At 70.9% G+C, this 8,299-nt stretch carries 6 protein-coding genes; 3 read left to right on the forward strand and 3 right to left on the reverse strand.

Features of this window, described 5'->3' with window-relative positions; translation table 11 throughout:
- Window positions 1-379: 379 nt before the first annotated feature.
- Window positions 380-940 carry a MarR family winged helix-turn-helix transcriptional regulator gene (locus KVT44_RS54950; RefSeq protein WP_217576693.1) on the reverse strand — a complete coding sequence of 187 codons (561 nt, stop codon included), beginning with the start codon at window positions 938-940 and terminating at the stop codon, window positions 380-382.
- 144 nt (window positions 941-1,084) lie between these two features.
- Here KVT44_RS54950 and KVT44_RS54955 point away from each other — a divergent pair, with 144 nt between their 5' ends.
- Window positions 1,085-2,362 (forward strand): MFS transporter, encoded by a 1,278-nt coding sequence (locus KVT44_RS54955; RefSeq protein ID WP_075031346.1) that lies wholly within the window; start codon window positions 1,085-1,087, stop codon window positions 2,360-2,362.
- Window positions 2,363-2,459: 97 nt separating this feature from the next.
- Here the strand turns inward: KVT44_RS54955 and KVT44_RS54960 are convergent, their stop codons facing one another.
- On the reverse strand, window positions 2,460-4,115 hold the full coding sequence (locus KVT44_RS54960; RefSeq protein WP_054230575.1) for a SpoIIE family protein phosphatase: 1,656 nt from the start codon (window positions 4,113-4,115) through the stop codon (window positions 2,460-2,462).
- A gap of 242 nt (window positions 4,116-4,357) precedes the next feature.
- Window positions 4,358-5,737, reverse strand: a complete 1,380-nt coding sequence (locus KVT44_RS54965; protein WP_217576695.1) for an NAD(P)/FAD-dependent oxidoreductase — start codon at window positions 5,735-5,737, stop codon at window positions 4,358-4,360.
- A gap of 374 nt (window positions 5,738-6,111) precedes the next feature.
- Here KVT44_RS54965 and KVT44_RS54970 point away from each other — a divergent pair, with 374 nt between their 5' ends.
- A complete protein-coding gene (locus tag KVT44_RS54970; RefSeq protein ID WP_190174918.1) occupies window positions 6,112-6,891 on the forward strand; it encodes a TetR/AcrR family transcriptional regulator in 780 nt (259 codons plus the stop codon).
- Between the two features lie 241 nt (window positions 6,892-7,132).
- Window positions 7,133-8,299, forward strand: a 1,167-nt coding sequence (locus KVT44_RS54975; protein WP_217576698.1) for a sigma-70 family RNA polymerase sigma factor, incomplete at its 3' end; no start/stop codon positions are given.

An 8,299-nucleotide genomic window follows, 5' to 3' on the forward strand; every position in this document is an offset into this window, starting at 1 on the left:
CTCTATCAGACCGTTTCCCGATCCGATTTCCTCGGTGCTTTCCAGGTTCCCGCTTTCGCGTTTCCCTTTCCGGCGGTTCCGACTCTATCAGATCCTTTCGGGCCTGATTCCCAGTCAGCGGGGCTTGTCTTCCCGGCCCTTGGGCCGTTCCGACGTCCCAAACTTTAGCGGATCCTCTCGGCAGTTCCTAATCGGACCGCCGCGCCCCAATCGAATTGAATTCGGGCACGCCGAATTCACCCGTTTGGGAGATCGTGCTGGTGGTTGGGGTGCCGCTTCTGCGGCGGAGGCGCTGCCGCAGAACCGTTACGGCCCCGTGGCAACTCGAAGAACCTTACGGATCCAGCAGGACGGTGTCAACCATCCCTGTCAAGATCTTTTAGTCGAGGTCGCTGAGGCGGCCGCCCGCGTCCGGCTGGGCGTGCTCCACGCGTCGCAGAAGACGCGTCAGAACCTCGCCGAGGACACCACGCTCGTCGGCGGACAGGTCCTGGAGGAGGTCCTCCTCGAAGACCGTGGCGAGGCGCATGGCCTCCAGCCACTTCTCGCGCCCCTCGTCCGTGAGCTCCACGATCACGCGGACACGGTTCGATTCGTCGCGCTCCCGGGTGACCAGCCCCTCCGCGACCATCCGGTCGATCCGGTGGGTCATCGCGGCCGGGGTCAGGCCCAGCCGCTTGGCGAGGTCACTGGGGCCCATCCGGTACGGCTCGCCGGACAGGACGAGGGCCTTGAGGACCTCCCACTCGGCGTTGCTGATGCCGAGGGTGGCGGTCTGGCGGCCGTAGGCGACGTTCATACGGCGGTTGAGGCGGCCGAGGGCCGCCACGATCTTCTCGACCTGGGGGTCGAGGTCCCGGAACTCGCGCTGGTAGGCGGCGATCTGTTCGTCGAGTGTCGGCTCGGTTGTCGGCGTAGTGAGGCCGGGGGTGTCGCCCATGTCCGAAGTATCGCACGGGCTCGCTTGGCGTTGAAGTCCTTGAAGCTGTACAGTTCAACATCTAACTTTAGCTTCGAAGTCTTCAGGTCTGCATCCATGCACGCCGAAGCTTCACGACCAAGGCAGGTGAAAGTGACCAGGGCGATGGGCGCAGCGATGCGCCGGATCCACGTGGGCAACGCACTCGGAGCGTTCGGGCTCGGCTTTACCGTCCCCTTCCTCTACGTCTATGTGGCGCAGGTACGGGGACTCGGCTCCATGACGGCGGGCCTCGTGCTCGCCGTCTTCGCCGTGGCCGCTCTCGTGGTGCTGCCGTTCGCCGGACGGGCCATCGTCCTGCGCGGCCCGCTGCCGGTCCTGCTCACCGCCCTGGTCACCGCCGCCTTCGGGGCGCTGAGCCTGGGGCTCGCGAGCAACGCCACGGCCGTACTGCTGTCGGCGGCGGCGCTCGGTGCGGGACAAGCGGTCATGCAGCCGGCGCTGGCGACGATGATCGTGGACTGCTCGACGGCGGACACGCGGTCGCGCGCCTTCGCGACACAGTTCTTCCTGCAGAACCTCGGGCTCGGCGTGGGTGGCCTGATCGGCGGGCACATCGTCGACACGACCCGCGCGAGTTCGTTCACGCTGCTGTTCGCGATCGAGGCGGCGATGTTCCTCGTGCTGGTCGTGATCATGGCGACCGTGCGGGTGCCGCACGCGCCGCGGATCGAGGGGGACGCGCCGCAGGCCGAGGGCGGCAGCTGGAAGCAGCTGTTGGGCAACCGGGCCATGGTGCAGCTGTCCGTGCTGGGCTTCGTGCTGTTCTTCGCCTGCTACGGGCAGTTCGAGTCGGGACTGTCGGCGTACGGCGTCGAGGCGGCCGGGATCTCGACCTCCGCGCTCGGTACGGCGATGGCGGCGAACACGGCGATGATCGTGGTGGCGCAGTTCGCGGTGCTGAAGTTCGTCGAGCGCCGGAAGCGGTCGCGGGTGATCGCGGCGGTGGGCCTCATCTGGGCCGTGGCGTGGCTGGCGGCCGGATACGCGGGGCTGGGACACGGCAGCCAGACGATGGCGACGGCGGCGTTCGTCTCGACGTACGCGCTGTTCGGACTCGGTGAGGCGATGCTGTCGCCGACGGTCGCGCCACTGGTCGCGGATCTCGCGCCGACGGGACTGGCCGGCCAGTACAACTCCGCCTTCGCCCTGGTGAAGCAGCTCGCGCTGGCCGTCGGTCCGGCGGTGGGCGGTCCGATGGGGGCCTCGCTGCACGGTCCGTACGTCGTGACGTTTCTGCTCTTCTCGCTCGGCATCACGTTCCTGGCGCTGCGGCTCGGGCGGCAGCTCAGCCCCGTACAGAACCAGCCGTGGCTGGCGAAGAGCCGGGTGGTGGCTCAGGGCGGGGCGGCACCCGCGGAGCCGGTACGAGCGAGCGCCTGACGGAGGCTTGTACGACGTTCGTACGACGGCTGTCACCACGTTTCACCGTGGCGGCAGCCGTCTCCTGTTTCTCAGGGAACACGCCCGGGGCAGGGGGTCAGCCGGCGGTGCGGGGTAGGGCGAACTCGCACCAGACCGCCTTCCCTCCCCCGGGCGTACGCCGCGACCCCCAGCCGGAAGCGATCGTCGCGACGATCGCGATACCGCGGCCGGCCTCGTCGGCGGGCTCGGCGCGACGCCGACGCGGCAGATGGTCGTCGCCGTCGGTGACCTCGATGATGAGGCGGCGGTCGGTACGGCGCAGCCGGAGGCGCATCGGCGGGGTGCCGTGCTGGAGGGAGTTGGCGACCAGTTCGCTGGTGGCGAGGACGCCGAGGTCATGGAGGTCGGACGGGAAACGCCAACTCGTCAGCACGCCGGAGGCGAAGGCACGCGCGCGTGGAGCCGCTTCCACCCCGCCCAGCAGCTCCAGGGCCGCGTTGCGGAAGAGCTCGCCGTCGGGGCCCGTGCGGGCGGGGTGCTGGAGGACGAGGACGGCCACGTCGTCGTCGTGGTCGGCGGTGACGCCCGCGGAGCGGACGAGGCGGTCGCAGACGACCTGGGGCGTGCCCGTCGCCCCCGCGAGGGCGCGCTCCAAGGACGCGATCCCCTCGTCGAGGTCCTCGTTGCGGCGCTCGACCAGGCCGTCGGTGTAGAGGACGGCAGTGGAGCCGGGGCCCAGCGGGACCGAGCCCGAGGCGTGCATCCAGCCGCCGGTGCCGAGCGGTGGTCCGGTGGGTTCGTCGGCGCGGATCACGGTGCCGTGCTCGTCGCGGACGAGGATCGGGAGGTGGCCCGCGGAGGCGTACACGAGCCGCCCCTCGTTGGGGTCGTGGACGGCGTACGCGCAGGTGGCGATCTGGTTGGCGTCGATCTCCGTGGCGAGTCCGTCGAGGAGTTGCAGGACCTCGTGCGGGGGCAGGTCGAGGCGGGCGTACGCGCGTACGGCGGTGCGCAGTTGTCCCATGACGGCCGCGGCCCGCACTCCGCGGCCCATCACGTCGCCGATGACGAGCGCGGTGCGGCCGCCGCCGAGGGTGATCACGTCGTACCAGTCGCCGCCGACCGCGGCCTCGGTGCCGCCGGGCTGGTAGGTGGCGGCGACGCGCAGGTCGTCGGGTTCTTCCAGCTCTTGGGGGAGCAGGGAGCGCTGGAGGGTGACGGCGGTCTCGCGCTGGCGGCGCTCGCTGGCGCGCAGTCGCTCGGCGGCCTCGGCGTGGTCGGTGACGTCGGTGGCGAAGACGAGTACGCCGCCGTCCTGGCCGTCCGGGGTGGCGTCGACGGGCGTGCAGGTGAAGGTGTACGAGCGACCGCCGGGGGCTTTGCGGGACTTGACCGTGCGCGGCTTGGCGCTGCGCAGCACCTGGTCGAGGAGCGGGAGCAGGCCGATCTCCGCGAGCTCGGGCAGCGCCTCGCGTGCGGGTTCGCCGACGGGTCGGGCGCCGAAGGCCGCCACGTAGGCGTCGTTGACGTAGGCCACGCGGTGGTCGTGGCCGTGCACGAGGGCGACGAGGGCCGGGACGCGGTCGAGGACCTCGCGCACGGGCAGGTCGTCGACGGCGGGGACGGGCGGTGCGTCGTCGGTCAGCTGCTCGGCGCGGGCCGCGGGCACGGAGCCCTCGCCTCGACGGTCCGGGGAGGCCGTGTGTTCGGTCCGCGCCGCGGCGCGGCGCTGCGTTCCGGGGAGCCGGGCGCTCCAGCGGGTGAAGTTCACCGAATCCTTGCCTCGTGATTGTCGTCTCCGGTCGGCTCCGGAATCCGGCCGGGGGTCCGGCCCGCGGCCGGAGCCACTGGAGCGCTGCCTCCCTGATCGGAACCCGGGAAATGCGGCGCTGGGGAAGAAGCCTGTGGGTGCGAATGAGCGAACCGTCGGCCCGCCCATGGTCGGGACCAGTCTGGCCGACCGGACCGACATCCGTCAGACGCCTGCCTGATCGGTGGAGTTCCTGGGTCGGGTCAGGACGACCCCTTCGGGTCGAGCTTCGGGTCGATGGGATGCTTTCCACCGGCCGCGAGTTCGAACTCCGCTCGAGGATGTTCGAGCGATCCGAGGGACACGATCTCCCTTTTGAAGAGCCCCGCCAAGGTCCATTCGGCGAGTACGCGGGCCTTGCGGTTGAAGGTCGGGACCCTGCTCAGATGGTAGACGCGGTGCATGAACCAGGCAGGATAGCCCTTCAGCTTGCGCCCGTAGACGTGCGCGACACCCTTATGCAGCCCGAGGGACGCGACCGAGCCGACGTACTTGTGGGAGTACGTCTCCAGGGGTTCCTCGCGCAGGGAGTGGGCGATGTTGTCGCCGAGGACCTTGGCCTGGCGTACCGCGTGCTGGGCGTTGGGCGCGGTCTCCTTGCCGGGCTCCCCGGCGGTGACGTCGGGGACGGCGGCGGCGTCTCCCGCCGCCCACGCGTGCGGGGCGCCGTCGACGGTCAGTTCCGCGGTGCACTTGAGGCGGCCGCGCCCGTTGAGGGGGAGGTCGGTGGCGGCCAGGATCGGGTGCGGTTTCACGCCGGCGGTCCACACGACCGTGCGCGTGGGGAAGCGGGCGCCGTCGCTGAGGACGGCGACCCGCTCCGCGCAGGAGTCGAGACGGGTTTCGAGGCGTACGTCGATGTTGCGGCGGCGCAGCTGGGTGACCGTGTACTTGCCCATCTCCTCGCCGACCTCGGGGAGGATGCGGTTCGAGGCCTCGACGAGGATCCACTTCATGTCGTCGGCGTTGACGTTGTGGTAGTAGCGGGCGGCGTAGCGGGCCATGTCCTCGAGTTCGCCGAGCGCCTCCACACCCGCGTAACCGCCTCCCACGAAGACGAAGGTCAGGGCGGCGTCGCGGATCGCGGGGTCGCGGGTGGAGGAGGCGATGTCCATCTGCTCGATGACGTGGTTGCGCAGCCCGATGGCCTCCTCGATGGTCTTGAAGCCGATGGCGTAGTCGGCGAGTCCGGGGATCGGGAGGGCGCGTGAGACCGAGCCGGGGGCGAGGACGAGCTCGTCGTACGTGATCTGCTCGGTGCCCGCGCCCTCCTCGGCGGTGGCGAGCGTGCTGAGCGTCGCGGTGCGCTTGGCGTGGTCGATGCTGTGGGCCTCGCCGACCACGATCCGGCACCGGTCGAGGACCCTGCGCAGCGGGACCACCACGTGGCGCGGCGAGATCAGGCCCGCGGCGGCTTCGGGAAGGAACGGCTGATAAGTCATATAGGGGTCGGGGGAGACGACGGTGATCTCGACCTCGCCCCGATTCAGTTCCGGCTTCAACTTTCGTTGGAGGCGCAGGGCGGTGTACATCCCGACGTAGCCGCCGCCGACGATGAGAATGCGCACAGGTTCCTTCACCATCCCATGACGCACCCCGCTCTTGAGTTTGTCCACAGGCTCGACAATTTGTGTGACCGACGGCCGGGGGCCCGAGGGGTTGCCCCGTTTGCCGGAGTGCGGGAAGAGTGCGCAGGTCAGCGGGGGTGATCGGGGGGTTCGGAGGGGACGTAATCGGGAGGTAACCGACCCGTACTCCGATCGGGGGGCGCTCCGTGCGGAACCTGCCCCTTCTGAATTGACCCCCACTCAACTATGTTCGTGTGTCGACGGGGTGTAGGGGGATGCGCTCGACGAGTCCGCACGACGGGTTCGTGAATCAAGCTTGTTCCGCTCGCTCCGGCTTCCAATGGCGGGGAGAGTCTCCGGGGGGAGACGTCATTACCGGGGGAACGCTTATGCACATTCAGGATGCTCATTGGTCTTCCGCGTCTGCCATCGCGTCCGGTGGCACGGTCGGCGCGGCAACGGGCGGCAATGGCCGCGGTCCGGTGGACGGATCGCGGACGACGCCGCTACGGGTGGACGCACAGCGCAATCTGGAGCACGTACTGCGCGCGGCGCGCGAGGTCTTCGGCGAGCTGGGGTACGGCGCGCCGATGGAGGACGTGGCGCGGCGCGCCCGGGTCGGCGTCGGCACGGTGTACCGGCGCTTCCCGAGCAAGGACGTCCTGGTCCGTCGGATAGCCGAGGAGGAGACCTCCCGGCTGACCGACCAGGCACGCGCGGCGCTCGGTCAGGAGGACGAGCCGTGGTCGGCGCTCTCGCGCTTCCTGCGTACGTCGGTGGCCTCGGGTGCCGGGCGGCTGCTGCCGCCGCAGGTGCTGCGGGTCGGCGTCGCGGAGGAGGGGCCCTCGGCGGACGAGGCGCGGGTGCCGCAGCAGCGGTCCCAGCTCGCCCCCGAGCTCCGGCTCGTCGAGCAGCGGTCGGCGCCCGAGCAGGAGGCCATGGCCGCGGTGGCCGACGACGCCGGTGCGGCCGCGCTGCTCGACGTGGTGGGCCGGCTGGTGGATCGGGCCCGCGCGGCGGGCGAGCTGCGGGCGGACGTGACCGTGGCGGACGTACTGCTGGTCATAGCCACGGCGGCGCCCTCGCTGCCGGATGCCGCCCAGCAGGCCGCGGCCTCGGCCCGGCTGCTGGACATCCTGCTGGAGGGGCTGCGCTCGCGGCCGGCGTGACGGCGGCCGGGGTGACGGAGTCCGAAGTGACGTGGTTCGGGGTCCGCGCATTCCGGCCGTGGCGCAACTGCCTTGTGGGGAGCGTTTATTGACTATTCCCCAAACGGGTGACCACTAGTGCTGTCGTGTGGCAAGTCCCCACGGACGAGTGGTTGGTCCGTGCGGTGGGGTCCCGTCCCTGAAGCGTGTGGCACTCTGTCCCGGTATTCGGGTCCGAGTGTGCAGGCGGGGGCTTTCCGCGATGAGCGTTGACGGGCGGGACGAGTCACTCGGTGACGGTGGCGCGGAGGCCGGCGGGTCGCCCTCGCGGCAGGTACCGAGCCAGGGCGGTCCGTCGGGCATCACCCCGGAGCCCTCGGGTCCACCGGATGCTCCAGGTACTTCGGGCACTTCCGGTGCCTCGGGTGCTTCAGGCACTTCGAGTGCCCCGAGGGACGCCAGCGTTCCGGCGCAGCGCGACCGGTTCGACCGGCGTGACGGCGTCCTGCCACGCCCGATCGAGCTGCCGCCCTCCGACGCCGATCTGATCGGGCGGATGCGGGCGGGCGACGACACGGCGTACGAGGAGTTGTACCGCCGTCACGCCGAAGCCGTCCGTCGCTACGCCCGCACCTGCTGCCGGGACGCGCACACCGCGGACGACCTCACCGCCGAGGTGTTCGCCCGCATGCTCCAGGCGGTCCGCCGCGGCCACGGCCCCGAGCACGCCGTACGCGCGTATCTGCTCACCACGGTCCGCCGCGTCGCCGCGAGCTGGACGAAGTCCGCGAAACGGGAACAACTGGTCGACGACTTCGCGGTGTTCGCCGCGCAGTCCTCCCGCACCTCCGAGGTGTCCGACGACGAATCGTTGGACCTGGGCGCCGACGTACGGGCGATGCACGAGGCCGAGCAGTCGTTGGCCATGCAGGCGTTCCGGTCGCTGCCGGAGCGCTGGCAGGCCGTGTTGTGGCACACGGAGGTCGAGGACGAGTCCCCGAGCGAGGTCGCCACGCTCTTCGGGCTCGACGCCAACGGCACCCGCGTCCTGGCCAGCCGCGCCCGCGAGGGCCTCAAGCAGGCCTACCTCCAGGCACACGTCAGCGCCACGCTCATCATGGACGAGGAGTGCGCGCGCTACGCCGACCGGCTCGGCGCCTACGCCCGCGGCGGCCTGCGCACCCGGGCCGAGCGCGGACTGCGCAAGCACCTGGAGGAGTGCGCCAAGTGTCGGCTGGCCGCGGGCCAGATCAAGGAAGTCGCCAGCGGGATCCCCGCGGTCGTGCCGGTCGCGGTCATCGGTTGGTTCGGTGCCGCCGGGTATGCGAAGGCCGTCGCGCTCATCGCCGGTGGCGCCGGAGCGGGCGCGGCCGGGGCGGCGGGCGCAGCGGCGGCGACGAGCGGCGGCTCGGGCGGGGCGGCGGGCGCG

It is taken from the genome of Streptomyces sp. GbtcB7, from assembly GCF_019091445.1.
Lineage (GTDB): Bacteria > Actinomycetota > Actinomycetes > Streptomycetales > Streptomycetaceae > Streptomyces > Streptomyces mirabilis.